This window comes from Parasphingopyxis marina, assembly GCF_014237875.1.
In the GTDB taxonomy this organism is placed as follows: domain Bacteria; phylum Pseudomonadota; class Alphaproteobacteria; order Sphingomonadales; family Sphingomonadaceae; genus Parasphingopyxis; species Parasphingopyxis marina.
On sequence record NZ_JACJVJ010000001.1, the window covers coordinates 1005622 to 1032001 of the forward strand.

The 26380-nt window shown below is 62.7% G+C and carries 29 protein-coding genes; 16 read left to right on the forward strand and 13 right to left on the reverse strand.

The window, feature by feature from the left end:
* Window positions 1-13 precede the first annotated feature (13 nt).
* The 4 genes from H6P80_RS05005 (at window position 14) to H6P80_RS05020 (ending at window position 3213) form a co-directional block, all read left to right on the forward strand.
* Window positions 14-265, forward strand: coding sequence for a twin-arginine translocase TatA/TatE family subunit (locus tag H6P80_RS05005; RefSeq protein ID WP_185800223.1), 252 nt, complete (start codon window positions 14-16; stop codon window positions 263-265).
* Window positions 266-356: 91 nt separating this feature from the next.
* Complete coding sequence (tatB, locus tag H6P80_RS16680) at window positions 357-734, forward strand: Sec-independent protein translocase protein TatB (protein ID WP_185800224.1); 378 nt, start codon at window positions 357-359, stop codon at window positions 732-734.
* Window positions 731-1504 carry a twin-arginine translocase subunit TatC gene (gene tatC, locus H6P80_RS05015; protein WP_185800225.1) on the forward strand — a complete coding sequence of 258 codons (774 nt, stop codon included), beginning with the start codon at window positions 731-733 and terminating at the stop codon, window positions 1502-1504. The genes tatB and tatC overlap by 4 nt, the downstream gene beginning before the upstream one ends.
* Complete coding sequence (locus tag H6P80_RS05020) at window positions 1501-3213, forward strand: phospholipase D family protein (RefSeq protein ID WP_185800226.1); 1713 nt, start codon at window positions 1501-1503, stop codon at window positions 3211-3213. Before tatC ends, H6P80_RS05020 begins: the two co-directional genes overlap by 4 nt.
* Before the next feature lie 16 nt (window positions 3214-3229).
* On the opposite strand, the gene H6P80_RS05025 is transcribed toward H6P80_RS05020, so the two are convergent.
* The 3 genes from H6P80_RS05025 to H6P80_RS05035 form a co-directional block, all read right to left on the reverse strand.
* Window positions 3230-3355 (reverse strand): entericidin A/B family lipoprotein, encoded by a 126-nt coding sequence (locus H6P80_RS05025; protein ID WP_185800227.1) that lies wholly within the window; start codon window positions 3353-3355, stop codon window positions 3230-3232.
* Between the two features lie 324 nt (window positions 3356-3679).
* Window positions 3680-5245: a sensor histidine kinase gene (locus H6P80_RS05030; RefSeq protein ID WP_185800228.1), complete on the reverse strand. Its 1566-nt coding sequence runs from the start codon at window positions 5243-5245 to the stop codon at window positions 3680-3682.
* Between the two features lie 33 nt (window positions 5246-5278).
* Entirely contained in the window at window positions 5279-5467 is a 189-nt protein-coding gene (locus tag H6P80_RS05035) for a NepR family anti-sigma factor (protein WP_235973715.1), read from the reverse strand.
* Between the two features lie 220 nt (window positions 5468-5687).
* Here H6P80_RS05035 and H6P80_RS05040 point away from each other — a divergent pair, with 220 nt between their 5' ends.
* The 3 genes from H6P80_RS05040 (at window position 5688) to H6P80_RS05050 (ending at window position 7452) form a co-directional block, all read left to right on the forward strand.
* Window positions 5688-6500, forward strand: a complete 813-nt coding sequence (locus H6P80_RS05040) for a response regulator (RefSeq protein ID WP_185800229.1) — start codon at window positions 5688-5690, stop codon at window positions 6498-6500.
* A 70-nt stretch (window positions 6501-6570) separates the two neighbouring features.
* Entirely contained in the window at window positions 6571-6711 is a 141-nt protein-coding gene (locus H6P80_RS05045) for a hypothetical protein (RefSeq protein ID WP_185800230.1), read from the forward strand.
* Window positions 6712-6816: 105 nt separating this feature from the next.
* The gene (locus tag H6P80_RS05050) at window positions 6817-7452 is read left to right on the forward strand and encodes a sigma-70 family RNA polymerase sigma factor (RefSeq protein WP_185800231.1); all 636 of its coding nucleotides are present in this window, start codon (window positions 6817-6819) and stop codon (window positions 7450-7452) included.
* 9 nt (window positions 7453-7461) lie between these two features.
* Here the strand turns inward: H6P80_RS05050 and H6P80_RS05055 are convergent, their stop codons facing one another.
* Window positions 7462-7650 carry a hypothetical protein gene (locus H6P80_RS05055; protein ID WP_185800232.1) on the reverse strand — a complete coding sequence of 63 codons (189 nt, stop codon included), beginning with the start codon at window positions 7648-7650 and terminating at the stop codon, window positions 7462-7464.
* 73 nt (window positions 7651-7723) lie between these two features.
* Here H6P80_RS05055 and H6P80_RS05060 point away from each other — a divergent pair, with 73 nt between their 5' ends.
* From H6P80_RS05060 to erpA, 5 genes are all read left to right on the forward strand, one after another.
* On the forward strand, window positions 7724-10426 hold the full coding sequence (locus H6P80_RS05060) for a bifunctional [glutamine synthetase] adenylyltransferase/[glutamine synthetase]-adenylyl-L-tyrosine phosphorylase (RefSeq protein WP_185800233.1): 2703 nt from the start codon (window positions 7724-7726) through the stop codon (window positions 10424-10426).
* A 46-nt stretch (window positions 10427-10472) separates the two neighbouring features.
* Window positions 10473-10937, forward strand: coding sequence for a thioredoxin-dependent thiol peroxidase (bcp, locus tag H6P80_RS05065; protein ID WP_185800234.1), 465 nt, complete (start codon window positions 10473-10475; stop codon window positions 10935-10937).
* Window positions 10938-10941: 4 nt separating this feature from the next.
* Window positions 10942-11736 carry a ferritin-like domain-containing protein gene (locus tag H6P80_RS05070; protein ID WP_328804931.1) on the forward strand — a complete coding sequence of 265 codons (795 nt, stop codon included), beginning with the start codon at window positions 10942-10944 and terminating at the stop codon, window positions 11734-11736.
* 133 nt (window positions 11737-11869) lie between these two features.
* Complete coding sequence (locus tag H6P80_RS05075) at window positions 11870-12532, forward strand: M23 family metallopeptidase (RefSeq protein WP_185800235.1); 663 nt, start codon at window positions 11870-11872, stop codon at window positions 12530-12532.
* A gap of 96 nt (window positions 12533-12628) precedes the next feature.
* Window positions 12629-12964, forward strand: a complete 336-nt coding sequence (erpA, locus tag H6P80_RS05080; RefSeq protein ID WP_185800236.1) for an iron-sulfur cluster insertion protein ErpA — start codon at window positions 12629-12631, stop codon at window positions 12962-12964.
* On the opposite strand, the gene H6P80_RS05085 is transcribed toward erpA, so the two are convergent.
* Window positions 12961-13461, reverse strand: a complete 501-nt coding sequence (locus H6P80_RS05085) for a GNAT family N-acetyltransferase (RefSeq protein ID WP_185800237.1) — start codon at window positions 13459-13461, stop codon at window positions 12961-12963. The genes erpA and H6P80_RS05085 overlap by 4 nt on opposite strands.
* A 48-nt stretch (window positions 13462-13509) precedes the next feature.
* Here H6P80_RS05085 and xth point away from each other — a divergent pair, with 48 nt between their 5' ends.
* Window positions 13510-14286 carry an exodeoxyribonuclease III gene (xth, locus tag H6P80_RS05090; RefSeq protein WP_185800238.1) on the forward strand — a complete coding sequence of 259 codons (777 nt, stop codon included), beginning with the start codon at window positions 13510-13512 and terminating at the stop codon, window positions 14284-14286.
* A gap of 6 nt (window positions 14287-14292) precedes the next feature.
* On the opposite strand, the gene H6P80_RS05095 is transcribed toward xth, so the two are convergent.
* From H6P80_RS05095 to lptF, 5 genes are all read right to left on the reverse strand, one after another.
* Window positions 14293-15447, reverse strand: coding sequence for an N-acetyltransferase (locus tag H6P80_RS05095; RefSeq protein ID WP_185800239.1), 1155 nt, complete (start codon window positions 15445-15447; stop codon window positions 14293-14295).
* Window positions 15448-15459: 12 nt separating this feature from the next.
* Window positions 15460-16167, reverse strand: a complete 708-nt coding sequence (locus H6P80_RS05100; RefSeq protein ID WP_185800979.1) for a sterol desaturase family protein — start codon at window positions 16165-16167, stop codon at window positions 15460-15462.
* 203 nt (window positions 16168-16370) lie between these two features.
* Window positions 16371-17831, reverse strand: a complete 1461-nt coding sequence (locus H6P80_RS05105) for a lipopolysaccharide biosynthesis protein (RefSeq protein ID WP_185800240.1) — start codon at window positions 17829-17831, stop codon at window positions 16371-16373.
* A 67-nt stretch (window positions 17832-17898) separates the two neighbouring features.
* Window positions 17899-19002 (reverse strand): LPS export ABC transporter permease LptG, encoded by a 1104-nt coding sequence (gene lptG / locus H6P80_RS05110; protein ID WP_328804932.1) that lies wholly within the window; start codon window positions 19000-19002, stop codon window positions 17899-17901.
* Between the two features lie 3 nt (window positions 19003-19005).
* A complete protein-coding gene (lptF, locus tag H6P80_RS05115) occupies window positions 19006-20205 on the reverse strand; it encodes an LPS export ABC transporter permease LptF (protein ID WP_235973716.1) in 1200 nt (399 codons plus the stop codon).
* Window positions 20206-20275: 70 nt separating this feature from the next.
* Here lptF and H6P80_RS05120 point away from each other — a divergent pair, with 70 nt between their 5' ends.
* From H6P80_RS05120 to H6P80_RS05130, 3 genes are read left to right on the forward strand one after another with little or no spacing between them, the layout of a single operon-like run.
* Complete coding sequence (locus H6P80_RS05120) at window positions 20276-20851, forward strand: DUF2141 domain-containing protein (protein ID WP_235973717.1); 576 nt, start codon at window positions 20276-20278, stop codon at window positions 20849-20851.
* A 6-nt stretch (window positions 20852-20857) separates the two neighbouring features.
* A complete protein-coding gene (locus H6P80_RS05125) occupies window positions 20858-21835 on the forward strand; it encodes a diacylglycerol/lipid kinase family protein (protein WP_185800241.1) in 978 nt (325 codons plus the stop codon).
* Complete coding sequence (locus H6P80_RS05130; RefSeq protein ID WP_185800242.1) at window positions 21832-22734, forward strand: hypothetical protein; 903 nt, start codon at window positions 21832-21834, stop codon at window positions 22732-22734. Before H6P80_RS05125 ends, H6P80_RS05130 begins: the two co-directional genes overlap by 4 nt.
* Window positions 22735-22746: 12 nt before the next feature.
* Here H6P80_RS05130 and H6P80_RS05135 read toward each other — a convergent pair whose 3' ends face one another.
* The 3 genes from H6P80_RS05135 to H6P80_RS05145 form a co-directional block, all read right to left on the reverse strand.
* Window positions 22747-24711, reverse strand: coding sequence for a response regulator (locus tag H6P80_RS05135; RefSeq protein ID WP_185800243.1), 1965 nt, complete (start codon window positions 24709-24711; stop codon window positions 22747-22749).
* 91 nt (window positions 24712-24802) lie between these two features.
* The gene (spt, locus tag H6P80_RS05140) at window positions 24803-26059 is read right to left on the reverse strand and encodes a serine palmitoyltransferase (protein WP_235973718.1); all 1257 of its coding nucleotides are present in this window, start codon (window positions 26057-26059) and stop codon (window positions 24803-24805) included.
* Complete coding sequence (locus tag H6P80_RS05145; protein WP_185800244.1) at window positions 26056-26298, reverse strand: acyl carrier protein; 243 nt, start codon at window positions 26296-26298, stop codon at window positions 26056-26058. Before H6P80_RS05145 ends, spt begins: the two co-directional genes overlap by 4 nt.
* Window positions 26299-26380: the final 82 nt, after the last annotated feature.

Here is a 26380-nt window from a genome sequence, read left to right on the forward strand (position 1 = left end):
AAGGAGAAAATTCATGGCTTTAGGTCCGTGGCAAATTGTTATCGTTGTTCTGCTCATCGTCCTGTTTTTCGGGCGGGGGCGTATTTCCGACATGATGGGTGATCTCGCCAAGGGAATCACCAGCTTCAAGAAAGGCCTGCGCGACGACGAAGATGGAGCCGGTTCCGGTTCCACCGCCGAAGCGCCGCGTATCGCTTCGCAACCGGCTCCGGCGCCCGCAGAGCCTGTCGCCGAACCGGCGCGCGAAGACGGCAGCACCAGCTGATCTTGGATAGCGCGGCTCACCGGGCCGCTGGCATGCACGCGCTGCCGGAGCGACGGCTTCGGCTTCGCGGGCTTTAGGACGTCGGGACACCATGTTCGATATCGGGGCCACCGAATTGTTGCTTGTCGCGATGGTGGCGCTTGTCGTCATCGGGCCGAAGGATCTGCCGCTGGCGATGCGCACGGCTGGCCGGTGGATCGGGCAATTGCGCAAGATGACCGGCCATTTCCGGGTCGGCATCGACGCGATGATCCGCGAGGCCGAGGTCGACGAGCAGGAAAAGATCTGGGCGGAGAAAAACGCCAAGATCATGCGCGAGCATCCGTCGGTGGACGATGGCGAACGCGGCAATAGCGAACAGGGCGACGACCGGCACGTGGAAGGAATGGCCGTTTCCGAAACGCCGCGCACGGAAAATTCCGCGGAACCGCCCCCGGCTCCCGACGATGAACCGGAAAACAAGTCGTGAGCGATCGAGACAACGAGATCGACGAAAGCTCGGCGCCGCTGCTCGATCACCTGATCGAACTGAGGAACCGGCTCCTGTGGTGCATGATCGGCTTCGCCGCTGCCTTTGGCCTATGCTTCTATTTTGCGACCGAAATCTTCGAATTTCTCGTGCGTCCGCTGCAGGAAGCCTTTGCCGATGGCGAAGGGCGGCTGATCTACACGCAACTCTACGAGGCCTTTTTCGTTGAGATCAAAGTCGCGATGTTCGGAGCCTTTGTGATCGCCTTTCCGCTCATAGCTATGCAGATCTGGGCCTTTGTCGCGCCGGGGCTCTATAAGAACGAGAAGCGCGCCTTCCTGCCGTTCCTGATCGCGACCCCGATCCTGTTCACCGCCGGCGCGGCGCTTGCTTATTATGTGGTGATGCCGACCGCGTTTCGCTTCTTCCTCGCCTATCAGGGCGATGTCGCCGGGCTCGACCAGGAAGCGCTGCCGGCGATCGGCGACTATCTGTCGCTCGTCATGCGCTTCATCCTGATTTTCGGAATTGCGTTCCTGCTACCGGTGTTGCTCCTGCTGCTGAACCGCGCCGGGCTCGTCGATCGCCAGCAGCTGGTAAAGGCGCGCCGCTATATCATCGTGCTGGTATTCATTATCGCGGCGGTGTTCACGCCGCCCGATCCGATCACCCAGTTGATGCTCGCTGTTCCGCTATGCCTGTTGTTCGAGATAACGCTGCTCATCATCTGGTTCACCGACCGGAAGCGGCGGAAATCGCAATCGGCGTGAGCGGCGAAGAGCCGTTCCTGCAGGGGGCGACCGGCGGCGAGCCTCCTTTTCCGCCCCGGTCCGGCTGCTCCGTCACCCCGTTGATCGAAGCGGCCGAAATGTACCCACGGCTCGAAGAGGCGATGCTTGAGGCGAAGGAAAGCGTCTGGCTCGGCTTTCGGGTTTTCAATCCCGATACGCGTTTGCGCGCGGATGCGGCCCGCAGCCAGGGGCTCAAGCGCTGGTCGGACCTGATCGCGGCGACCGTCGAGCGCGGGGTCGAGGTCAGGCTTCTGCTTTCCGATTTCGAACCGGTGATGGCCGATCGTCTCCATGCCGGCTCGTGGAACAGCTTTCGCAAGATTCGCGAGGTTCGTGATGCCCTGCCGGAGGCGGCCCAGTCTCGGCTCCAGATCCTCGTCATCCAGCATGAAGGCGAAATCGGTTGGGGGTGGCGGCAGATGTTGCGCCTCGCCCTGCGTTGGCGCTTGCGGCGGCTGATCGAAAAACTGCTCGGGCGGCTGGGGGAGGAAGAGCATGTCTTCGACGTCCGCCCCGGCCTGTGGCGCTGGTTGAAATGGAAGGGCAAGCGCCCGCATGGCTGGCGGCCGGGGCCGCCGCCGCGGCTCTGGCCGGCGACTTATCATCAGAAATGTGCGGTCGTCGACGGGCGCACGGCCTTTGTCGGTGGACTGGATCTCGACGAACGGCGGTGGGACGATTCAGACCATGACCGCCAGGCCGACGACACATGGCACGATCTGTCGGCCCGGATCGAAGGGCGAGCGGCGCACGACGTCGCTCGCCATTTTGCCGACCTGTGGAATAGGGAGCTACCGCGCTTCGCCGCGATCGTCGCCGAATGGACGGGAGGCGCCGAGCGGACCCTCAATCCCGATCCGCTGACCGAGATTGCCTCTGCGGACTTCGGGGACACACGCGAAGGGCAGGGGGCGGCGACCGTCCAGCTTGTGCGCACGCGCTCGCGCAAATCGCGCGCGCTGTTCGCGACGGGCCCCGTGGCGCATATCCGCGAAATTCGCGAAGCGCACCGCGCGCTCATCGGTTCGGCCCGGCGATGCCTCTATATCGAGGCGCAGTTTTTTCGTTCCAAGGCGGCGGCGGACTGGGTGATAGAGGCGCTCGCGGCGCATCCCGATCTCGAAGTGATCGTGCTGATTGCCAATGTGCCCGAGGAGATCGCCTTTCTCGGGGAAGGCAGAAATCCCGCCCATCGCCACGGCGAATATCTTCAGGCGCGCGCATTAGGGCGCATCGCGCGCGCCGGCGGACCGGACCGGGTCGGGCTGTTCACCTTGGTGCGCGACCGCCGGGCGAATGGCGAGGAACGCGATTTCGAGGATAGCCGCGGCACCGCCTTCGGCTCCGGCATCATCTATATTCACGCCAAACTGGTGGTCGCGGACACCGACGCCTGCCTGCTCTCCTCGGCGAATATCAACGGCCGAAGTTTCGATTGGGATACCGAGCTTGGCTTTCTATGGACGGAACGGGCCGGATCGATCGGCCATTTTCGCGGCGATCTGTGGAATCGGGTCTCCGACGGCGCGCTGGGAGCGGATGCCCGGCTCGCCGACTGGCAACAGCTGGCCTTTGCCAACAGCAACGGGGCACCCGGCGAGCGCAAGGGGTTTGTAGTCCCCTATCAGCTCGGCCGAGCGCGGCGTTTCGGCAGTCCCTATTTCTGGATTCCCGACAGCCTCGTTTGAGAATCGGCGAAGCGGACTATTCGGCGACGTCTTCGACGGTCTCGCCGACGCTTTGCACATCGCGGCCGACACCGGCGACGGTATTGCACGCCGAAACCGCCAGGGCGGCGGTTACGATGGCGATGGAAATCAGATGACGCATGATACCACTCCTCTGCTGGCCGTGGGCGATCCGCAGCCAGTGTTTCAATGCCGTAGAACGTCTTCGGTTCCGAAGGTAGCCGGCCTGCCGTCTGAAAAGGATAAAATTAAACCCGGAGACGCTGTCCGGGGGGGATGGAAGCGTCTCCGGGTTAATCTGTTTGGATAGCGAGAGCGGGGGGGCAAAAAGGTCGCTATCCGAGTAAGAAAACGACGCTCGCGGGCTTTGGTTCCGAAAAAAAATGCGAAAATTCAAAAAATATCGAAAAGTCTTATTTATCAGATATTTAATTGGACAAAAATATGCAGGTTTTTCCGTTTTGCGCTACAGATAGGGAATTTCGATGCAGAATCTGGTGCCTTTTTCGGTTTCGTGCAGCGCGGATCGCAACTGCCGTGCCAGCCCTTCGGTAACCCGCTGATACCGGACGGATTCGGGCCGTATGGAAGCGGTTTCCAGCGCCGGAGCGATCAGGCAGAGCTGCGCACAATCCTCTGACAGCGTCGTAACCGCTATCGCGATGTCGACATTTTTTTCGCACAGCATCGCCAGTTCCACGAGCTCCGTGACAAGAAAGGCAACCGGCGCGGCAATGTCCTGGCCGACACGAATGGCCGCGACGTCCAGAGTGATGGCGATCCGGGTATCGGGCGGCGCGCTTTGCTGCAGGCCCGATGCCAGCTCGGCCAATACCGGACGGATCGGCAGGCCTTCGGCCTTGTCGAGTTCGGCGAACAGGTTGCGCTGGACGATCGCCAGCGCGTCGACCCGGCGCTGGATCGACGCATAGGCCGCGGCACTGTCTTCCGACTTGGCCGAGCGCGCGTGCAGGCTCAGCAAGCTCGCTACGATCTGGAGGTTGTTCTTGACCCGGTGGTGGACCTCGCGGGTCAGTCGCGTCTGTTCGGTCAGGCCGGCGGCGAGCTTCACCTCATTGTCTCGCAGCTGGACCACGGCCTCGTCGAAGGCCCGGCCGAGGTCGCGAATCTCGATGGCCGATATGGGATCGTCCGAAAGCTCGAAATCGCCGCCATATGCTCCATGTTCGATCACCGCCCGGCGCAGGTGGGAGAGCGGCGTGAGCAACAGCCGCCCAACGGCTATCCAGCCGAGCACCGCTGCGGCAAGCCACATCAGGATCGGCAGCGCGACCGAGAGCCTCTCTGCGGGCCGGAGTGGCACCGCATTATAGGCCATGACGAGGGTAAGCTGGCCGTCGGCGACAGCTTCGTGAAGCTGGTCGACATTGCGTTCATCCACCTCCGATCGCCAGGGATGCACGACATGCTCGGCATCGTCCTGGATCAGCGAGATACTGAACTGGTCGATCAGTTCAGCGGGTTCGCTCAAGGCCCTGACTGTTTCAGGAGGAAGCACGGCCATGCCTATCGGATGTTGCATGGGACCGGACACCACCAGCATTACCGAGCCATCCTCGGCGTTCAGCGACACCGCGGCCGCCTGTTCGGCCGGGAGGACCGGGATCGGCGGGGGCATAAAGCCTTCGCTGACGCAGTTGGCATCGTGGATATCGTCGATGATGGCGTACTGGACTTCATAATCCTCGATTGCGGCCAGCGCGTCGAGCGTCAGCATACAGCCTGCATCGCTGGCGGGATGGACGCTCGGAAACGCGGTTGTCGCCGCTCTCAGGCTGATTTCGGTACGGTCGATGGCGTCGGTCAGTTGCCGGGCGCTGGCTTCGGCGAGCAGCCGCGCCCCGGAATTACGGCTCTCGCGGGCCCCGTCGGCCGCCTGGATCGATGACACGATTGCGACAAGTCCGAGGGGCAGTAGCGCCAAGCTCAGCAGAATCAGCATCTTGAGACCGGTCGGCAGCGCGGCCAGCCGCGTTCTCAGATGAGTGTGGGAACCGTTCCCGGATGTCATGCCAGTACCGCCTGCCGGTTGGAAAGGCGGGGCTCAGTTGAGCTTGCCGAGCAGTTCCAGCATTTCCGAAGGGATGTCTTCCTTGACAGCGTCGTCATAGACGGAGCGGAGGGCGTCGCCGATATCGTCGGCGTCCCCCGGTTTCTCTTCGCCAGCGCGGCGCCCCTTGTCGGGGTGCCGGGGCGTCCCCGCTCTGTCGCCTTCCGAAGCCAAACCGGTCAATCTCCACTAGCCCTACTATTCCGAGCCTTTCCTAGCCATATCGCGTTTCGCAGCGCAACCGGGAATTTATACCGCACCAATCCTTTGCAAGACTCTAAATTCTGAAAATGGAAACAAATCAGGCTCTCATTGGTTCCGTACCAAGACCTTTGCTCTTGAGTTGTGTCGGCGCGAGCGCCTACGCAATGATCTTATTACCCGTGGGAGGGAGAGACTATCGATGGCGTCACTGGGTGAGCAACTGGCACCGCATCTGCCGCTTCTGAGGCGCTTTTCGCGCGCATTGACCGGAAATCAGCAACAAGGGGACGCGTTCGTCCGCCTGACGCTGGAAACGATCGTTGCCGCGCCGGACATGTTTCCCACCGACGTCGATCCGCGGCTGGGCCTGTATCGGCAATTTCTCGACGTCTGGGCCTCGACCCGCAATGCCGATGTCGCGACGGAAAATATTGCCGATGAGCGTGAACGCGAAGGAATCGCGAGCGCGCGCCTGGCAATGATCGACATGGTTTCGCGCCAGGCGCTTTTGCTGGCCGAGGTCGAAGGCTTCGGCATCGCCGACATCGGCTATCTGCTCGATCGGCCGGTGCTGGAGGTCGAAGCCCTGATCGCCGATGCGCGCGCCGAGATCGAGGGGCAGCTCAAGACCGATGTGCTGATCATCGAAGACGAACCGATCATCGCGATGGACCTGGAAAGCATCGTCCGCGATGTCGGCCATGAGGTGACGGGTATCGCCGTGACACGCGACGAAGCGGTCGCGGAGGCCCATGCCAAGGCCCCTGGCCTCGTCCTCGCCGATATTCAACTGGCCGACGACAGTTCGGGCATCGATGCGGTGCAGGACATTCTGACGGAGATCGACGTACCGGTGATCTTCATTACCGCCTTTCCGGAACGGCTGCTGACCGGCGAGCGCCCCGAACCGGCCTTTCTGATTACCAAGCCGTTCCTGCATTCGACGGTAAAGGCCGCGATCGCGCAGGCACTGTTCTTCAACCGCGCTACCCTGCCGCTGGCGGACGCGTAACGCGGGTCCGTCAACCTCGCCCGCACAGACGGGCGAAGACACGGGCCCGAGACCATGATATAAGGACGATATGACCGACGAAGAAACCCATCTTACCAAGAACGAAGCCCGGGCGGGCGCCACGCCGCACATGACTCGCGTGGTCCTTGTTGTTTCGCTTTTGTTGATTGTCGCAATTTTTGGCCTGCTATTCATGTTTTGGTCTGGTTGATCGGGAAACGATTGGGTCGCACTGGTTATTCCTTTAGCTCGAACGTAAGTTGTTGGCATTGTTACCCGAGTCGTGTCGGGTGGAGTGCTGGCGGGGGGCGTGTGCATGGCTGACCGACCGAAACAGTCGGATGAGGCCGATGAGCGGACGGACAAGCCGGAACCGCTCAGCGACGCCGATTTCAAGGATCAGCTGGCCGAGATCATTCCGCATCTGCGCGCCTTCGGGCGCTCGCTGTCGGGCAATCGCGACACCGCCGACGATCTCGTCCAGGAAACACTGCTCAAGGCATGGGCCGCGCGTGAACGCTTCCAGGCGGGCACGAACATGCGGGCCTGGACCTTCATCATCCTGCGCAACATCTTCCTCTCGCAGATGCGCCGCGCGCGCTTCAAGGGGGAGTGGGACGAGCTCACCGCCGACAAGCTGCTCGCGGCGCCGGCCAGTCAGGACCGGCATGTCGAGCTGGGCGATATGCAGCGCGCATTGATGGAATTGCCCGAGCCGCAGCGCGAGGCGCTGATCCTCGTTGGCGCGGGCGGTTTCGCCTATGAAGAGGCTGCCGAGATCTGCGGTTGCGCGGTCGGCACGATCAAGAGCCGCGTTGCCCGTGCGCGGGCCGCGCTCGAAACCGTGATGGAAGATGGCAGCATGAAATCGCGCCGCTCGGTAAAAGGCGGGGATGAACGCACCGTGCTTCAGGAAATCATGAATGAGGTCGATGAACTCAGCAATCGCTGAGGCCGCTACCTAGTGAAGCATTTCCAGCAGCGAGAAAAATTCCTCGGGCACGGGTTCGGATTCCGCGCGATCGTCGTCGAACGCCGAACGCAGGGGAGCGCCGACGGCACTAGCATTGTTCCTGGCGCTATCGATCCGAAAGCGCGGCGGAAATTGCTCCGCGCTGCCACGGTCGCCAATGTCGAATTTCTGGGACATGCAGGTTAAACGGATATGTCGCGCATAAGTTGCATGCCGCCACCGAAAAAAGGCAAGAATCTCTGAACCCGCGATGACCCGACCCGACCCCCAAACCGCGCTCGCTGGCGCAATCGCCCGGATCAGGCAGCATTCGCCTTTCCTCCGGCGGATTGCGGAAGGCCAGGCGGAAACGCTGGACAGCATGGTGAAAGGCGAATTTTCGCCCTCTTTGAGCGCTTTCCGCTCCCGTTTTGGAGAGGAGGAAGGCGCGATACCCGTGCGGTTGCGCCACGAACGGCAGAAGCTTGCCCTCTACGCCGGCCTCGGCGATCTAGCGGGCCTGTTCTCGTTCGAGGATGTCGTGGCGCTGCTGTCGGATTTCGCCGATCATGCGCTCGAACGCGCGATAGAAGATGCCTTCGCGGAATGCCTGCCCGGAGAGGCCGTGGCAGGGTTTACCGCCATTGCGCTGGGCAAACATGGCAGCCGCGAACTCAACTATTCCTCCGATATCGATATCATTTTCCTGTTCGATCCCGATACGCTTCCCCGGCGCGGGGGAACCGAACCGCAGAAAACTGCCGTCCGCATCGGCAGGCATGTCGTCGATACGCTGCAGGAACGCACCGGCGAGGGCTATGTGCTACGGGTCGATCTTCGCCTGCGGCCCTCGCCCGAAGCGACGCCGATCGCGCTGCCGGTCAACGCGGCGATATCGCATTATGAAGCGAACGCCGAAGCGTGGGAGCGAGCCGTGTTCATCCGCGGACGCCCGGTCGGCGGCGACACGGCGCTAGGCGCGATGTTCCTCGAAGCGATCCGGCCCTTTGTCTGGCGGCGCTCGCTCGATTTCGGTGCGGTGCGCGATATCCGGGCGATCTCCCGGCGCATCCGGGGCCATTATGCGCAAGGGCAGGCGTTCGGACCGGGCTATGATTTGAAGCGGGGCCGCGGCGGCATTCGCGAAATCGAATTCTACGCGCAGATACCCCAGTTGATCCATGGTGGCCGGGAGCCGCAATTGCGCGCACCGGCCACGCTCGATGCGCTCCGCGCGCTGGGCGAGGCCGGCTGGATAGCTGCGCGCGACGTCGAGACGCTGGGCAAGCATTACCGGCTGTTCCGGACGATCGAGCATCGGCTCCAGATGGTCGAAGACCAGCAGACCCACAGCCTGCCGTCCGCCGAACCGGCGCTCCACAATGTCGCGCAGTTGCACGGGCTGGGCGATGGCGAGGCGCTGCTGGGCCTGCTTGCCGGCCCGGTAGAATTTGTCGGCGCGCTGTATGACGAGCTGGACGAGGATGACGAGGAGCGGCTTCCCGCCGATGCCGAGAGGCTCGAAAAGGCGTTGGACGATGCCGGGTTTACAGCGGCGGGCGAGGCGCGCCGCCGGATCGAGGGCTGGCGCGAAGGCAAGGTGCGGACGACGCGGACAGCGGTGGCGCGTGAAGCATTGGAGACGGTGCTGCCCGCGCTGGTTGCCGAATTCGGCCGAGCGCCCGATCCGGCCGGCGCGCTCAACCGGTTCGATGTGCTGCTCGATCGATTGCCCAGCGCCGTCAATCTCTTCCGCATGCTTGAGGCACGGCCCGGCCTGGCCCGATTGCTCGTCGATGTGCTGAGCCACTCGCCGGCGCTTGCCGACGAACTCGCGCGCCGGGCCGAACTGTTCGACGGATTGATCGACGCGACCGCGCTCGATCCGCCCGAACCGCTGGGCGAGCTGATCGCGATATTCGAAAGCCGCAGCGCCTCGCCAGACTATCAGCTGCGGCTTGATCGGATGCGCGCGATCGTTGGCGAGGAACGGTTCGCGCTCGGCGTCCAGCTGATCGAGGGGATTGCCGATCCGCTCGATGTGGCTGCAGGCTATGCGCGCGTCGCCGAGGCGGCGCTCACCGTGCTTGCCGACGCAGCGATTGCGGAGTTCGAGGAAACGCATGGCACGATGCCCGGCGGGGAACTGGTTATTCTTGCCCTGGGGCGGTTGGGCGGCGAGGCACTGACCCATGCCTCGGATCTCGATCTCGTCTATCTGTTTACCGGCGAGCATGGCGCGGAATCGGTTGGCAAGCGGTCGTTGGGCGCCACCGTCTATTTCCAGCGGCTCGCGCAGCGGGTAACGGCGGCGCTCAGCGCACCGACCGCCGCCGGGCCGCTTTATGAGGTCGATACGCGGCTGCGACCGTCCGGCGCGCAGGGGCTGCTCGCGGTCTCGTTCGATAGTTTCGAAACCTATCATCGCGACAGCGCCTGGACATGGGAGCATATGGCGCTGGCCCGCGCCCGGCCGGTTTATGGTTCCCCGCAAGCGCGGGAAAAGCTGGTAGCGATGATCGCAACGATCCTGCGCCGCGAGCGCGATCCCGAAAAGCTGGCTGCCGATGTGCGCGCGATGCGGGCCGAGATCACCGAGCATAAGGTTCCGGCCGGTTCGCTTGACGTCAAACTCGTGCCGGGGGGGCTCGTCGATCTCGAATTCTGCGTGCATTTGCTCCAGCTGCGCGAACGGATCGGGCTCGATCCGCACTTGCCCAGGGCCGTCGCAGACCTTGTCGCCGGGAGCGTGCTCGCCCCCGGGGTCGCCGCGGCAAACGAACTGCTGACGCGGATGCTCGTGACGCTGCGCCTCGTCGCGCCGGCGTCGAAGGAGGTTGCGGCGGCCAGCCGGCCGCTGGTCGCGCAGTGCTGCCGGGCCGACAATTGGGAAACGCTGCTTGCGGATTATGAGGCAGCGCGGCAATGCGTGGCCGGCGAATGGCGGCGGCTTGCCCTGACGGACGAGGAATGACCGACAAGCGCCGCGCACCGACAGACCGAAGACTGGGAGACACTCCGTGATCGAAGAAGGCCAGAAGGCGCCCGATATAAGCTTGCAGCTGCCCGACGAAAGCACCGCCAAGCTTTCCAGTTACAAGGGCAAGCCGCTCGTCCTCTATTTCTATCCCAAGGACGATACGCCGGGCTGCACCAAGGAAGCGATCGGCTTTACCGAGCTTGCTGGCAAATTCGCCAAGGCCGGAGCGCGGATCGTGGGCGTATCGAAAGACCCGCCGGCCAAGCACCGGAAGTTCACCGACAAATATGATCTTCAGGTCGAGCTCGCGACCGATGCCGATGGAACGGTCACCGAGGCCTTCGGCGTCTGGGTCGAAAAGAATATGTACGGCCGCAAATATATGGGCATCCAGCGCGCGACCTTCCTGATCGATGCCGAGGGCAAGGTCGCCAAGGTCTGGCCTAAGGTGAAGGTCGCCGGCCATGCGGAAGATGTGCTCGAGGCCGTCAAGGCGCTCGGCTAGTATCGTGGCGCGGCCTGATATTGCCTCGGCCGTCCGCGCCGTGCTCCTTGCGGCCGAACCGCGCGACAAGGTCTTCGCTGCGCGTGCCGCCGCGCGCGACTGGCGGCTGGGGCGGCTCGATCATCGCTTCGATTGCGCGATGCCCGACCGCCCGGCCCGGCCCGCCGAACCGGAACTCCTGCCTGCGCGCCACATGCCGCGGCGCGGGAAGGGCGGATCGGAGCGGGCGCGGATCGCGATGCTCCATGCGCTTGCCCATATCGAATTCACGGCTATCGACCTGGCGTTCGATCTGATCGGCCGTTTTGGCGGCGAGTTCGTGCGGGATTTTGTCGACGATTGGATGCGCGTTGGGGCGGAGGAAGCCATGCACTTCGCGCTGCTGGACAGGCGGCTGCGGGCGCTCGGGTCCCGCTATGGTGCGCTTCCCGCCCATGACGGTTTGTGGGAGGCCGCGGAAAGCACGGCGCATGATGCGCTCGCCCGCCTTGCGGTGGTGCCCATGGTGCTCGAAGCGCGCGGCCTCGACGTCACGCCGATGACCATCGATCGCTTCGAAGCGGCGGGCGATGTGACATCCGCACGGATATTGGCGCGAATCATGGACGACGAGGTCCGCCATGTCGGATTTGGCGTCACATGGTTCGAATCAAGGTGCAAACAGGCTAATATTGCGCCGCAGCAACACTGGAAACAGTTGGTTTCCCGTCATTTCAACGGTCGAGTTAAGCCTCCGTTCAACGACTCGGCGCGTCGGCGAGCCGGTTTAACCCGGGATTTCTATTCTTTGCTTGCCTGATTTGCGTCTCGTTAACACTGTGCCCCCATCACCGGTTGCGGGGAGGCAATAACCGTCTCCGGTATTGTTGGATTTCCGCGGTTTTCGGGCAGGTTTTCGCTCGGCTCCGCGCTAAGGACGGGTCGCAACCGATATGATCGCAACGCTCAACACAGCTTTCGCCCGCAGCTTCAAGACGCTCGGACTGGCCGTTTTCGCCCTTTTCGCCGCCTTGACGATTGCAACGCCTGCAACCGCGCAGGTTCGCGATGCCGGCGCGGCCAATGCCGATGTCCGCGCGCTCTTCGCGAGCTGGCAGCAGGACGAACGGCAGCGTGCCGGCGTGATGGCGATCCCCTCGGGCCGCCCCGTCGAAGGCTATCGCCTGACCAGCAGCTTCGGCACGCGCAACGATCCGTTCGGCGCCGGCCGCCGCCGCCATAACGGCCTCGATATGGCCGGTCCCATCGGCACGCCGATATACGCGACCGCCGACGGAATTGTCGGTCGCGCGCAATGGGTTCGCGGCTACGGTAAATATGTCGAAATCAACCATGGCAGCGAAATCCAGACCCGATACGGCCATATGTCGGAAATTCTCGTGCAGCCCGGATCGCGCGTCGAGCGCGGCGAACTGATCGGTCGCATGGGCTCGACCGGGCGTTCGACGGGTAGCCACCTTCATTACGAGGTTCGCGTCGAAGGCGTTCCGGTAAACCCGACGCCGTTCCTGACTTCCGCCGAATATCTGGCATCTCTCCCCGTTGCGACGACGGCAGCGCTGGATACGTCGGCACCGGTGGGCGCCAGCCACTAGGCGCTCGGTGGGGCGTCCCGCCGGGTTTTCAAACGAAATTCACGCAAAAGGGGCTGCCCGCTTGTCGCGCGCGGCCCCGTTTCCTATTTTAAGGCCATGACGATGACATCCGAGATAGATCTGACATCCTCCGCGGCCAAGCGCGTGGCCGCTATCGCGGAGCGTCAAGGCAAGCCAGCGATCCTGCGGCTGGCAGTGGATGGTGGCGGTTGCGCAGGGTTTCAGTATCGCTTCGAGCTGGCCGAAGGTGCCGACAAGGACGATGTCACCGCCGAACGAGATGGCGTAACGCTCGTCGTCGATACGGTCAGTCTCGATCTCGTGCGCGGCAGTTCGGTCGATTTTGTCGAGAATCTCGGCGGCGCCGCCTTCCAGGTCAACAATCCCAACGCCCAGTCGGGCTGCGGTTGTGGCACCAGCTTTTCGGTCTAGCGGAAACGCAGGATCATCGCGCAGCGCGTGGCCGGATCGAAGCCGCCCTCTATTTCGTCGGCCAGAATGGCCTTCGCCGCCGCGCTCGGCTCGTCCCAGTCGGCAAAACCGAGCGTCGCGTAAAAGGGGCGGTTCCAGGCGAGCTCGCGATCGGTAATCAGGCAGGCGCCCGCGCAATTCGCTTTTGCATGCGCAATGGCAGCGTCCATCAGCGCGCGGCCTAGGCCGAGCCGCTGATAGGCCTGGCCCACCGACAGTTCGGCGATATAGAGCAGATCGTCGATCGCCTGGGCGCAGCAAAAACCTGCGCGGGCCCCGTCGACCTCGGCAATCCAGTGCGACCCTTCGGCGATTCCGGCTTCATGCGTTGCGGCTCCGAGTGGCGGATGGTCGATGGCGAATTCCATATGCGTTCCGCGAAACAGCGCGGCGGACGAGCGCTCGATGTCAGCGAGGGCCGGGATATCGCCGGGGCGGGTGTTGCGGATATGGATCATGATCTTGCGGCTGGCCGTTTGCGTATCGGCACGCCATAAGCTTTTCCCATGAAAATCGCGACCTACAACGTCAACGGGATCAATGCGCGGTTGCCGCGCCTTCTCGAATGGCTGGATGAGCAGAAGCCCGATATCGTCTGTCTGCAGGAGCTCAAGGCCGACGGGGAGCGCATCCCGGAAAAGGCGATGGCGGAGGCCGGTTACGGAGCCGTCTGGCATGGCCAGAAGGGCTTCAACGGCGTTGCGATCCTGGCGCGCGAGGCCGAGCCCAGGGAATTCGGTCGCGGTCTTCCCGGCGATCCCGAAGACGAACAGAGCCGCTATATCGAGGCCGAGATAGGCGATGTGATCGTCGCCTCAATCTATCTGCCCAACGGGAATCCGCAACCGGGGCCGAAATTCGATTACAAGCTGCAATGGATGGAAAGACTGCTGGCGCGCGCCGAAGAGCTGTTCGCGCTCGAAAGGCCGGTCGTGCTGGCGGGGGACTATAATGTCATCCCGACCGATGAGGACACCCACTCCGTCGACGCGATGAAAAACGACGCGCTGACCCAGCCGGAGAGCCGTGCCGCGTTCCGCCGGCTGGCTGCGATGGGCTGGACCGATGCGATCCGCGCGCGATTCCCTTCGGGCAAGATATGGACCTATTGGGACTATCAGGCTGGCGCCTGGCAGCGCGATGCCGGATTCCGCATCGATCACCTGATGCTGAGCCCGGTTGCGGCGGACCGGTTGTGTGCGGCGGGCGTCGACAAGGAGTATCGCGGTCGCGAAAAAGCGTCGGACCATACCCCGGTGTGGATCGAGCTGGCCGAGGCCTAGGGCGCGTTAAAGCGGCTTTTCGTAGATCGTATAGACGCGGTTGATTTCGGCGTTGATCGCATCGGCGATCGCGACCATTCCTTGATTGTCTTCCAGGATCCAGCCGACCTCTGCATCCACCGCGCCATAGTCCCTTACGCCGATCGCCCGGATCTTTTCTATCATCATGAAGGCAAGCTGGCTCGCGAGACGGCTGTTCTGGTGCTTCTTGGAAACGCCCATCAACGGAACGCGATGGCCTTTCCATTGCTTTTTCCAGAGCCGATAAAGAAGCCGCGCCCAGCCGAAAGGCAGCAGCGAACCGCCAAGTGATCTGAGCACCTCGTTGACATCGGGCAGCGCGAGCATGAACGCCGCCGGCTCACCCTCATATTCGGCGATCAGATTGACCTGCGGGATAATCGCTGGTTTCAGCTTTTTCCGGATATAGACGACTTCGTAATCGGGGATTGGGACGAAGCCCCAATTTCCGCTCCATGCCTCGTTGAGCATGCCAAGGATCAACTCGGCTTCCTCTTCGTACCGATTCATGTCGATCGGCCGGATGGTGATTCGTTCGTTGCGCTCGCCCGACTGGACGATCCGCTGGATAAGCGGCGGGAAGCCGTCGGATACGGGCACGCGATAGGTGTAGAGTTGCTTGGCTTCGCTATAGTGCTGGCCTTCGATCCAGCCCTGATATTCGGCTTTGTCATGGCCCATCATCACCATTGCCGGATGATCGTGTCCCTTGGTCAAGAGGCCGGGTTCTTCCCACACCGAAAGGCTCAGCGGGCCGAGCGATCGTGTCATGCCCTGGCCGCGCAGCCATTGCTCGGTCGCGGCGAGAAGGGCGGCCGCGACGGCCTCGTCCTCAGCTTCGAACAGGCCCCAATTGCCGGTGCCCGGCCCCATGCCCTGCGCCACCGGCTGTTCCAGCGCGAGATGGTCGATATGCGCCGAAATCCGGCCAACGGCTTTGCCGCCGCGCCAAGCCAGGAACAGTTGGACGGTAGCGTGCTTGTGGAACGGATTCTTGTCGGGATTCAACAGCTCGAAGACATCCGACCTCAAAGGCGGAACCCAGTTCGGGTCGTCCGCATTCAGCCGATAGGCGATGTCGACAAAAGTCTTGAGGTCCGCCTTGCCCGTGACAGGGCGGACGGCAATGTCCGAATTCATGGAGCTGGCCGACTATCCTTGGGCGCGCTGGCTGGGATGGCCGGTAGCCACACCCCCTGAAAGCTTGGCGACCCATGGATAATGTTTTGCCACCTCGGGCGTATAGCCGAGATTGAACACCGTCTCGCTCTTTTCCTGCCGGTCGGGGCGCTCGTAGAACGTGCCGAAGGCCTTGTCCCAGAAGAAGTTGGTGATGCCGAAATTTCCGCTTTCGTCGTGGAAATGATGGGCCATGTGCCGCGCCTTCATCAGCGCGAGCCATTTGGCGCGCGGCTTGTATTTCAGGTGCTGGATGCAGTGGCAAAATTCGTAGAAGCAAGTCGTCAGCAGGCCCATGGCGAGGGCCATCGCCATGCCGCCGATACCCCCGATGGCGTATCCGATCGGTGCCAGGAAAATGACGATCGTCGGCAAGGTCGTGTAGAGCGCCCCGAACAACACCTCGAGATGGTTCGGGTCCTGGTGATGATCGTAATGGATGCGCTTCCATACCGGCGCGAAGGCCTTGAACTTGTACATCCACTGGCCGTGCAGCACCCAGCGATGGAGCACGTACCAGGCAAGCGGATAGAAGGCGACGGCGACGACGGCGCTTATCAGCGACGGAACGAGAGGTGCCGGCTGCCATGCATAGACGCCAAACATCGCTGCAGAGAGCACCAGATAGGCAATGATCGCCGGATATTGGAAATAGGCGACGACTAGTTCCTTGAAGGTCATCCTGTCGAGATAGTGCGACCGGCTCCAGATTCCCGGGCGCGCTGTTGCTGCGGCTCTCACGTCTAACTTCCTTTATTCATTAATTTTTTCGGCATCTATCTCGCAAGGAGACTGTTTTAGCGAGGCGGATATGAACCTGTAATGAGGCAGATTTGCGACGAAAACCGTGGCGATGTTGCGGCGCAATGGGGCCTTTGCGGGGCTCAGACGAGGCGGGCGCGCCGCGCAATCGGGCCAAGCGCCCGCCGGTCCGCAAGGTCGAGGCCCAGCCGGAGCGTGGCCCAGCATAGCGGCACGAACAATAAGGCTAGGGCGATAGCGCGAACCGGCGCGCCGATGGGTTCCAGCAGTGTGCCGCACAGGGCGAGGAGCGCGAGCCCGAATGCGCCGGCCAGCAGCCCGCGCAGGAAGGGCAGGTCGAAGGGGTGGAGGCCGTCGCTGATCTGGAGTTCCGCAACCGCGGCGACCGCGATGGCGACCGCGCCCACAGCGACGGCCAGCGCCATGCCCTCGGCGCCGTCGGCTGTGAACCACCAGGCGAATGCCGCCCAGGCCGTAACGCCAATCACGCTGTTCACCAGCGGCAGGGTGCGATGGCCGATCATCTCCACAATCGGTGTGGCGGGGCCGAGTATCGCCTCGCCGACGCGTCCGGCAGTGAGGATGATCAGGGCCCCGAGCGCGGCATCGGCGCCGGGACCGAAGAGGCTCAATATGTCGCTGGCGAGCAGGATCAAAAGGCCGCCGAGCGGTAGGACGAGGGCTGCCGAAAGCCGCGAGGAGAAGGAATAGAGTGGTGCGATATGGGTTCGGTCATGCGCGGCCTGGGCCGAACTCAACGGTGCGAGCACGTAAAGAAAGGCCTGACGCACGATCAGCGGTACCGAGGCGACCTTGCGGGCGATACCGAACAGGCCCGCCGCGGTTGCGCCCTGGGCGCCGGGCAGCATTATGTTGAGGATGATCGGCGGCAGATCGTTGAGGATCCGCCGCGCGATATTGCTTGGCGACAGGGCAATACCCGAAACGAGAACATTGGCGCGGAGCGAGGCGGGCACCGGCACATGCCACATTCGCTTGAGATCGTAGTAGCGGCCGAGCAGACGCAGTGAGAGGATTGCGACGAGGGCCAGCGAGAGGAGATGTGCGATCAGCAATCCGGTGCTGGTCCAGCCCGCGAAAAACAGGCCGACCGCGAAGGCGAGCCGGGCGAGCTGCTCCCAGAAGATGCGCAACCGGATTTCCGGCCCGAAAGCGCGGCGTGCGCGCGAGGCTGATGTGGCTACCTCGATAAAGGTCCATAAAGGCAGCGCCCAGGCGAACAGGGCAATGGCGTCGGGCAGGCGCGCCGCGTCTTCCGGAGCGGCGGAGAGCAGGCCGGCAAGCGGTTCGGCGTATATCGTCGCGAGCAGCGCGATCAGCGTGGCGGGGATTGTCGTCACGATCAGCGCAAATTTCACCGCGCCATGCGCCGCATCCTCGCCCTCGACCGGCACGATGCGTTGCAATGCCTGGGTCAGTGAAAGATCGACGATCTTCTCGACCATATTCACCGCCGACCAGAGAACGATGTACAGCCCATAGGTCGCGATGCCGAACAACCAGGTGTAAACCGGCTGGGCAATCACCTCGATCAGGGCGCCAAGCCGCGCGGCAGCGGCCATCGCCGCGCCATGGGCGACATCGCCGCGTTCGACCGCGGTGCGCCCTGTTCCTTCCTCGGCTATGGTTTCATTCCTCGGTCCGGATCAGCACGGCCTCGCCGATCATCAGGAACAGGAAGAAGGGAGCCCAGGCGGCGAGCAGCGGCGGATAGGCACCGATATTGCCCATGGCGAGCGCGAAATTGTCAGCCACGAAATAGGTGAAGCCCAGCGCCATACCGATAATCGCGCGGACGAAGAGCTGGCCCGACCGGGCCAGTCCGAAGCCCGCGACAGCGCCAAGCAGCGGCATCAGGATGGTAGAGAGCGGACCCGATATCTTGTGCCAGAGCCCGGCTTCGAGAGCGGTCGTCGGTCGGCCTGCGGCTTCGAGATCGGCGATGGCGCGCCGCAATTCCAGAAAATTCATCGACCGGGCGGTGACGTCGGAAAGCGTAAACTGATCGGGGGTTACGCCCGGGGCGATGGAAAAGGAGCGGAGCCGCGTTTCGGCTACCGCTTGCACATCGAAGCGCACGGGATTCTCAAGCTCCCAGCCATCGCCGGTGTAGCGCGCGCTGTCGGCGGAGATCACATATTGGATGATGCCGTTCTCGCGGTCGTAAACGGTCACGTCGCGGAGTTCGGTGCTCATGCCCCGGCCGGTGACATGCGCGGCATTGATAAGGTCGTTGCCGTCGCGCACCCAGACGTTGGTGGCCGCGCGGCTGTCCTCGGGCATCGGTCCGTAATCGACCGATTCCCAGGCGGATAATTGGTCATAGGCTGGCGCGACGACGGTTTCGTTGAAGATGAAGAGCAGCAGGCCGACGATGAAGCTGGCAAGTATCAGGGGCGCAAGGATCTGATGCGCGGACGCGCCGGCCGCCTTCATCGAGATGATCTCGCTATTGGCGTTCATCGATCCGAGCGCGATCAGCGCGCCGAGCAGAGCGGAAAAGGGCAGGAAACGCTCGATCAGCTGAGGTACGCGCAGCATGACATAATACCAGAGTTCGCCCTCGCCGTTACCCGGCTGAGCGAGGATTTTGCCGGATTCGCCGAGCAGATCGAGTGTCATAAGGATAACCACGAGCCCGCCGAGCACCGCGAAGGTGCGGCTCAGGAACACGCGCGCCATGTAGAGCGAGATCGTCCGCGACGGGAAGAACTGAAATTGTGAAAGTTCCACGGGTCAGATCCGCAGCCGGCGGCGGCCGAACAGGCGGCGGATAAAGCCCCAGAGCTTGGCGACGCCCTTTTCGAGCGCTCCGATCGGCTGGCCGCCGGGCACATAGGCGAGATGGTAATACATCCAGGCGATCAGCCCCGAAAACAGTAGGAACGGTACCCACATGGCGATCAGCGGATCGACCCGGCCGAGCGCCGCCACGTCTTCGCCATATTGGCAAATCTTGTGAAAGGTCGTGATCATCACCACCGACAGAAAGACTCCGAGTGCCGATGTAGACCGCTTCGGCGGCACGGCGAGCGTTACCGCGAGCAGCGGCAACAGGAACATCATCGCGAGTTCGGCCAGCCGGTAGTGAAAATTCGCACGGCTGGCGAGCCGCAATTCGGTCGGCGTTGATGGATCGTTGCCGACCCGGAGCAGTTCCGGCAGCGTGAGTTCGCGATAGATGCCGCCGCGCCCCCTGAATTGCTCGACCTGCGGCAGGTCGAAAGGCAGATCGTGGCTTTCGAAGGCGAGCACACGCGGGCTCTGGAAATTGGCCTGGTTGTGAATCAGTCGCCCGTTGGTGAGCCGCAGGATTACGGTGTCGGCGTCGTCGGTCGCCAGGAAGGTGCCATGTTCGGCCGAAACCGAAAGCTGGCGGCCTTGCGGCGAAACCGTGCGCACGAAAATGCCCGATAGATCGCGTCCGTCATTCGCGCTTTCCTCCACCCGCAGGGTCATATTGTTTCCGAGATGGTTGAACTCGCCGACATTGATCGAAGCGCCGAGTGCGCCGGATCTGAGCTCGAACTGGAGGTTTTCGTACGAATAGCGCGCCATCGGCTGAAAATAGCCGACGATAAACAGGTTCAGGACCACGAAACCGATGGTGAAGAGATACGGCACGAACAGCAGCCGCCGGTAGCCGATACCGACCGCGCGGAGCACGTCGAGTTCGGACGATAGCGCGAGCTTTCGGAAGGCGAGCAGGATGCCGAGCATCAGCCCGACCGGAATGGCGAGCGAGAGATATTCGGGCACCAGATTGGCGAGCATCTGCCACACGACATTCACCGGCCCGCCCTCGCGCGCGACAAAATCGAACAGGCGCAACATCTTGTCGAGCACCAGCAGCATCGCCGCGATGATCAACGTCGCTATCAACGGGACCACGATCAGCCGGAACATATAGCGATCGGTAGAGGTGAATAATTGCAAAGTTCAGACGCTCCGTGACCATAATTTGGCCGCAAGCATTGGTGATATCCGTCAGAAATAGGGGATTAGTTTGAAATTTGCCATGCCTGACTTGGGCCCCGGGTGTGGCGGAAATACACTGGAGTTTGCGTACATGCTGAAAAGCACCATCATCCCTGTTTCGGCTGCCCTTGCCTTGGCGGCCACTGCAAGCGCGGCCGCTGCCGGCACGCGCGTGCCCAACGATATGTCCCAGTGCCGCGCCGGATCGGGCGGTACCGCGGCGCTTGTCCGCGTTGTCGGCTTCAAGGAAGGCACCGGCCGGGTCCGTGTTCAGTCGTACAGCGGCGCGTCGAACTGGCTGGAGCGCGGTCGCTGGCTGCACCGTGTCGATATTCCCGTGCGCTTGCAGGGCCGCGACATGACCGTGTGCCTGCCGCTCGACGGCCCCGGGTCATATGGAATCGCCGTGCGTCACGATATCAACAATAACGGCAGCTCGGATCGTCGGGACGGCGGTGGATTTTCGGGTAATCCGAACATCTCCTTCCCGTTCAATATGGAACCGAACTACTCGGAGGTCTCCTTTCGCGCCAATGCCGGCGTCAACCGCATCACCATTGTTCTGAATTATCTTCAGGGCACGTCTGTGGAACCGATCGGCTAGGCCCGGATGGTTTGCGTCGCCCTTCTCTCCAATCCCCGCTCGACCGGGAATGTGGCGATGTTGCCGCGGATACGGAAATTCTGCGCCGAACGGTCCGACATCTTCCATTATGAGGTGGAGGATGTCAGCCAGGTCGGCGAGGCGCTGAAAACAATCGCGCGGGTGAAGCCCCATATCCTTGTCCTCAATGGTGGCGACGGCACGGTGCAGGCGGCGATGACCGAGCTGCACCATGGCCGCCATTTCGCGGATTCGCCGCCGCCGGTTGCTGTTTTGCCGAACGGCAAGACCAACCTCATCGCGCTCGACCTGGGCGCCGAGGGCGATCCGATCGAGGCGCTGGAACGGATCATGGAGATCGCTAAGACCAATCTTGCCGATCATATCGTCCGGCGCGAGCTGATCTCGCTGACCGGCGGCGACGCGAAAGGCCGGCCGGTAATCGGCATGTTCCTCGGCGGTGCCGGGCTTGCCGATTCGATCCTCTATTGCCGGCACAAAATCTACCCGCTCGGCCTGCCCAACGGTTTCAGTCATTTCATCACCGCGATCGCGGTCGTCTTGTCGGCGCTGTTTAATATCCGTGCACGCTTCCTGCCGCCGCAGGCCCGCCCCATCAGCGTCCAGGTGGTTCATCAAGGCGAACTGATCCAGGGGCGGTTTGCGTTGCTGATGGTGACAACGCTCGAACGGCTGCTGCTGCGTAGCCAGACGAATCTGACGCAAACGACAACGGGGCCGCTCAAGCTGATGATGGTCGAACAGAAGCCCCTAATATTGCTACGCGCCTTCTGGGCGGGTGTGATGGGCCGTCTGGATCGCGCGGAATTCGAAGGTGTGCATCTGAGCCAGGGCAGCGAGATCCGCATTGAAGGCGACCATTCGAGCGTTATCCTCGATGGCGAATTGTTCGAAGCGCAAAACGAGCGGCCGATCGTGCTCACGCCGACGTCGCCGGTTCCGTTCCTTTCGCTGGCGGCGTGACATCCCTTGCCGAGCTTGTCGCTACCGAACTGGATGTTCGCGCCGATCCCCGCGTGGTTGCTTTCGCGGAACATGTCGCAAGCCTATACGGCGACTCCGCTCGCGCCGTCCTGTTTTACGGATCGTGCCTGAGAACGACCGAGCTAGATGGTCAGATGCTCGATTTCTACGTGATCGTTTCAGACTATCGTCGAGCGTATGACCGGAAATGGCTGGCCTGGGCGAACCGTGCGATCCCGCCTAATGTCTTTCCCGTTCAATATCGGGGCCTACAGGCCAAATATGCCGTGTTGAGCGAGGCGGATTTTGCACGGCTCGCCTCGGCGAAAACGCGAAATGTTTCGGTCTGGGCGCGCTTCGCGCAGCCTTCGCGGCTCGTGTGGACGCGCGACGAGGCGGCGCGGGATCTGGCGATCGCCGCCGTCGCCGAAGCTGCGCCGGCGCTGCTCGGCGCGGCGCTGCCGGTTGTCGACGGCGCGCTCCAACCGCTCGAATTGTGGAACCGGGCCTTCGCACTCACCTATTCCGCGGAGCTGCGCGCCGAGCGCAAGGACCGAGCGGCATCGGTGGTCGATTTCGATCCGGACCGTTATCGCCGGTTTACCGCGCCGGTGCTGGCCGTTCTCGGTTTGCAAGCGCGCGACTATATCGATACCGGCGCAGCGACGCGCCGGGGGCGATGGGCATGGCGGCGACGGCGAATCGAGGGTAAGGCGCTCACCCTGCTGCGCCTGGCCAAGGCCAGCGCGACCTATGCCGGCGGCGTCGATTATCTGGCCTGGAAGATCAACCGCCATGCCGGCACTGAAATCCGTGTCAAACCATGGCAGCGGCGCTGGCCGCTTCTCGGCGCGCTCGTCTTGCTGCCGCGCTTAATCCTGCGCGGGGCGGTACGCTAGCCCCGGCAACCTCTATTCCGCGGCTTCGCTGCGCGTGTTGCCGTACACGGCGTCGATGGTTTCCGACAACGCGGTGATCGTGAACGGCTTGCGCAGCACTACATGCCCGGCGAACTGGGCCGTGTCGGCCGCTTCGCGCGCATAACCGGTGACGAATATGATCGGCAGCCCGGGATGGCGCTCGGAAACCTGGGCGGCCAGTTCGGGGCCTGTCATTTCGGGCATCACGACATCCGTCAGCAGCAGGTCGATATCGGCGCGCTCGCTCAGGATATCGAGGGCGGTCTGGCCGTTCGCGCAGGACACAACCCTGTGCCCCAGTTCCTCCAGCCCGGCCACCGTGGCGCGGCGGACCCGTTGATCGTCCTCGACGACCAGAATTGTTGCCGATTTCATGCTCTGCCCATGGGTCTGGCCGGACTGGGCCATCCCCCGGGGCTTGGTGTCGATGTCGCCTTCGAAGCGGGGCAGGTACAGCGATACGGTGGTGCCCCGGCCGACGGTAGAATCGATCCCTACGCCGCCGCCCGATTGCTGCGCGAAGCCGAATATCTGACTAAGGCCAAGGCCCGTTCCCCTGCCGACCGGCTTTGTGGTGAAGAAAGGTTCGAAGACATGCTCGATAATATCTTCTGACATGCCGCAGCCGTTATCGGTAACCGCGATCTGGAGATATTCGCCCGGCGCAACCTCGCCGACATCGCCGGCTTCGAGCGTCGCGTTGCGAATGGCGAAGGTCAGTTCGCCGCGGCCTTCCATCGCATCCCGCGCGTTGACTGCAAGGTTGAGCACAGAATTCTCGAGCTGATGGGGGTCGATCCAGACCGGCCAGGTTCCGGGCTCGGCGTCGATCGAGACGGTGATCTGCTCGCCGATGGAGCGGCGAATGAGATCGACCATGGAATCGATCCGCGCGGCGGCATCCGTGCCTTCGGGCAGAAAGGGCTCTGCGCGGGCGAACGCCAACAGCCGCCGGGTGAGCGCCGCAGCGCGATTGGCACCTTCGAGCGCATTGTCGATATGGCTGTCTGCCTCGGCCGGATTGCGACCGATCTTGCGCTTGGCGAGATCGAGCCCGCCAATGACCACGGCAAGCATATTGTTGAAATCATGCGCGATGCCGCCGGTCAACTGTCCCACGGCTTCAAGCTTTTGCACCTGGCGCAGTTGCTGTTCGGCAGCCTCGCGCTCGATCGCTTCGGCCCGAAGCTGTGTGTTGACGGCTTCGAGTTCGGCCGTGCGCGCGGCCACCGCGTCTTCGAGATCGTCGACGCGCTGATCGGCCTGGTGGCGCTCCCGGAATGCGCGAATCGTCGCATAGGCGAGGATGATCGCCGCGAGACCCAGAATGATACCGGCGATCGTCATCAGTGTCCCGAGCAGCGCCGCCCGCTCGCCGGCAGCCACGCGCGCCGCCGAACGGCGGCCGAGCAGCGTCCGTTCCGCATTGGCGATCGTTTCGAGGCGGCGGATCAACGCGGCTCCGGTTGCGCTGCCCGATGCGCTGTTGTGGAGCGACAATGCTTCGAGGTTACGCCCGCTGGTCGCGTAGCGTGCGGCGGGCGATATCTCCGCGCCATATGTCTCATAAAGCGTTTGGAGACCATCGACGAGCTCGCTTTGCGCCGCATCGTAGCGGACCATACGATCCAGCTGGTCGATCTGGCGCCCGGCGGCGCGCCATTCATTGCGGTAGATCGTGCCCAGATTGCCGTCGCTGTTGATGACGAACCGGCCGAGTGCGGCTTCGGAGCGTGCGATCGACCCTTCGATGCCGCGGGCGAGCGTAATGATCTCGAAGCTCTGTCGTTCGCGTTGCGCGGCGGAATCGCGATCTTCGTTCGATTCGGCTGTCAGATAGACGAGCGCACCAAAGAGCAGCGCAAGCAGCAATGCGCCCGCGCTGGCCAATCCCCGCCGCCACACCTCTATCCCAGAAGCCTGGGCGGACGTTGCGCCCGAATAGCCGTCCGTCATGATTTGCGGGTTATAGATGCGGGGGGAAGCCGCCGCCAGCCGTCGACGTCGGCTAATGGCTCGAAAAACCTCGCTTCGCCGCTGTCCGGGGTCAGTCTATAGCGCCGGTCGCCCGCCCCGCCGCAGCGAACATCCCGAGAATCTGCTCAACCTGTTCGGTCGTGTGCTCGGCGCAGAGCGAGCAGCGTAGCAGATAGACGCCGGCCGGTGTCGCCGGCGGCCGCGCCATATTCACGTAGAGGCCGTGTTCAAGCAGCGATTGCCACATGCGCACGGCGGTATCCTGATCGGGTAGGAGGACGGCTAGAATCGCGCTTTCCGGCTCGTCGGTCGCCAGCTTGAAACCGAGATCGCGCAGGCCGCGATGCAGCCGCTTCGAATTTTCCCACAGATGCGCGCGCTTGTTGCCGGCATGCATAAGCTTGCGGATCGACGTCGATGCGGTCGCCACCACCGAGGGCGGCAGCGAGGCGGTAAACGTGTAAGGCCGGCAAACTAGGCGCAGAAATTCGGTCTTGGCGTGGTTCGACACGCAGAAGCCGCCCACCGTTCCCACGCTCTTCGAAAAGGTGCCGATGATGAAGTCGACATCGTCGATTACTCCCTGCGCCTCGGCAACGCCGCGCCCTTGCTCACCGAAAAAGCCCATCGAATGCGCTTCGTCGACGAGGACCATCGCGCCGTATTGCTTGGCGAGAGGCACCATCACGTCGAGCGGTGCGATATCGCCGAGCATCGAGTAAACGCCCTCGAGCACGACGAGCTTTCCGGCTTCCGGGGGCAGGCGTTGGAGACGCTTTTCGAGATTTTCGACATTGTTGTGACGGAAGCGAACGATCTCGGCATTGCCGAGGAAGCAGCCATCATAGATCGAGGCATGGCTGTCCGCGTCGAGGATAACATAATCGCCCTTGCCGGCGAGCGTCGAGACGATGCCGAGATTGGCCTGATAGCCGGTCGAGAAGACCATCGCATGGTCCATGCCGTAAAATTCTTTCAGCGCCTCCTCGCAAGCCATGTGGCCGACATAGGTGCCGTTGAGGACGCGGCTGCCGGTCGTGCCGGCGCCGAATTTCTCGAGCGCGTCCTTGCCCGCCTGAATGACATCGGGATCGAAGGTCATGCCCATATAGTTGTAGGTGCCGAGCAGGATCGTGTCCTTGCCGTCGATCACCGCCTCGGTGGGCGACTTCACCTCGTCCATGACGATCGCGAAGGGATCGCGCACGCCGGAGTCCAGGAGCCTGTCGCGTTCGGCCATCAACGGTCCGAACTTGGCGAAAAGGTCGCGGGCCTGTGGCGTTTCGGCTTCCATCTCCGCGGCATCCTTGGTGTCTAATATTGTCATTGTTTGAGCTCCTCGACCGCATCGACGAGCTGGCCGACGGTTTCGATTTCCGCTTGCTGATTCATCGTGATCACGATGTCGAATTCGTCCTCGATCGAGGCGACGAAATCCATCACCGTCAGGCTGTCCCATTCGAGATCGCCAACGAAGGTCGTTTCTTCCGTCAGTTCCGCGCCCTTGGCGTTGAACGGTTCGATCAGGGTCTTCACCGATGCGAAGACGGTCGTACGATCTGTCATAAAAGATCCCTAAATATACTGGTTTTGCCTTGGCAAGCGAATGCGGCGGCAAAACGGCAAAGGCTTGTCGATTTGGGCGCGC

Coding starts and splice junctions, on each gene's coding strand:
- H6P80_RS05005 (WP_185800223.1), top strand. CDS start 14: ATGGCTTTAGGTCCGTGGCAAATTGTTATCGTTGTTCTGCTCATCGTC.
- tatB (WP_185800224.1), top strand. CDS start 357: ATGTTCGATATCGGGGCCACCGAATTGTTGCTTGTCGCGATGGTGGCG.
- H6P80_RS05025 (WP_185800227.1), bottom strand. CDS start 3,355: ATGCGTCATCTGATTTCCATCGCCATCGTAACCGCCGCCCTGGCGGTT.
- H6P80_RS05030 (WP_185800228.1), bottom strand. CDS start 5,245: ATGACATCCGGGAACGGTTCCCACACTCATCTGAGAACGCGGCTGGCC.
- H6P80_RS05040 (WP_185800229.1), top strand. CDS start 5,688: ATGGCGTCACTGGGTGAGCAACTGGCACCGCATCTGCCGCTTCTGAGG.
- H6P80_RS05045 (WP_185800230.1), top strand. CDS start 6,571: ATGACCGACGAAGAAACCCATCTTACCAAGAACGAAGCCCGGGCGGGC.
- H6P80_RS05050 (WP_185800231.1), top strand. CDS start 6,817: ATGGCTGACCGACCGAAACAGTCGGATGAGGCCGATGAGCGGACGGAC.
- H6P80_RS05055 (WP_185800232.1), bottom strand. CDS start 7,650: ATGTCCCAGAAATTCGACATTGGCGACCGTGGCAGCGCGGAGCAATTT.
- H6P80_RS05060 (WP_185800233.1), top strand. CDS start 7,724: ATGACCCGACCCGACCCCCAAACCGCGCTCGCTGGCGCAATCGCCCGG.
- H6P80_RS05075 (WP_185800235.1), top strand. CDS start 11,870: ATGATCGCAACGCTCAACACAGCTTTCGCCCGCAGCTTCAAGACGCTC.
- erpA (WP_185800236.1), top strand. CDS start 12,629: ATGACGATGACATCCGAGATAGATCTGACATCCTCCGCGGCCAAGCGC.
- H6P80_RS05085 (WP_185800237.1), bottom strand. CDS start 13,461: ATGATCCATATCCGCAACACCCGCCCCGGCGATATCCCGGCCCTCGCT.
- xth (WP_185800238.1), top strand. CDS start 13,510: ATGAAAATCGCGACCTACAACGTCAACGGGATCAATGCGCGGTTGCCG.
- H6P80_RS05095 (WP_185800239.1), bottom strand. CDS start 15,447: ATGAATTCGGACATTGCCGTCCGCCCTGTCACGGGCAAGGCGGACCTC.
- H6P80_RS05100 (WP_185800979.1), bottom strand. CDS start 16,167: ATGACCTTCAAGGAACTAGTCGTCGCCTATTTCCAATATCCGGCGATC.
- H6P80_RS05105 (WP_185800240.1), bottom strand. CDS start 17,831: ATGGCCGCTGCCGCGCGGCTTGGCGCCCTGATCGAGGTGATTGCCCAG.
- H6P80_RS05125 (WP_185800241.1), top strand. CDS start 20,858: ATGGTTTGCGTCGCCCTTCTCTCCAATCCCCGCTCGACCGGGAATGTG.
- H6P80_RS05135 (WP_185800243.1), bottom strand. CDS start 24,711: ATGACGGACGGCTATTCGGGCGCAACGTCCGCCCAGGCTTCTGGGATA.
- spt (WP_235973718.1), bottom strand. CDS start 26,059: ATGACAATATTAGACACCAAGGATGCCGCGGAGATGGAAGCCGAAACG.
- H6P80_RS05145 (WP_185800244.1), bottom strand. CDS start 26,298: ATGACAGATCGTACGACCGTCTTCGCATCGGTGAAGACCCTGATCGAA.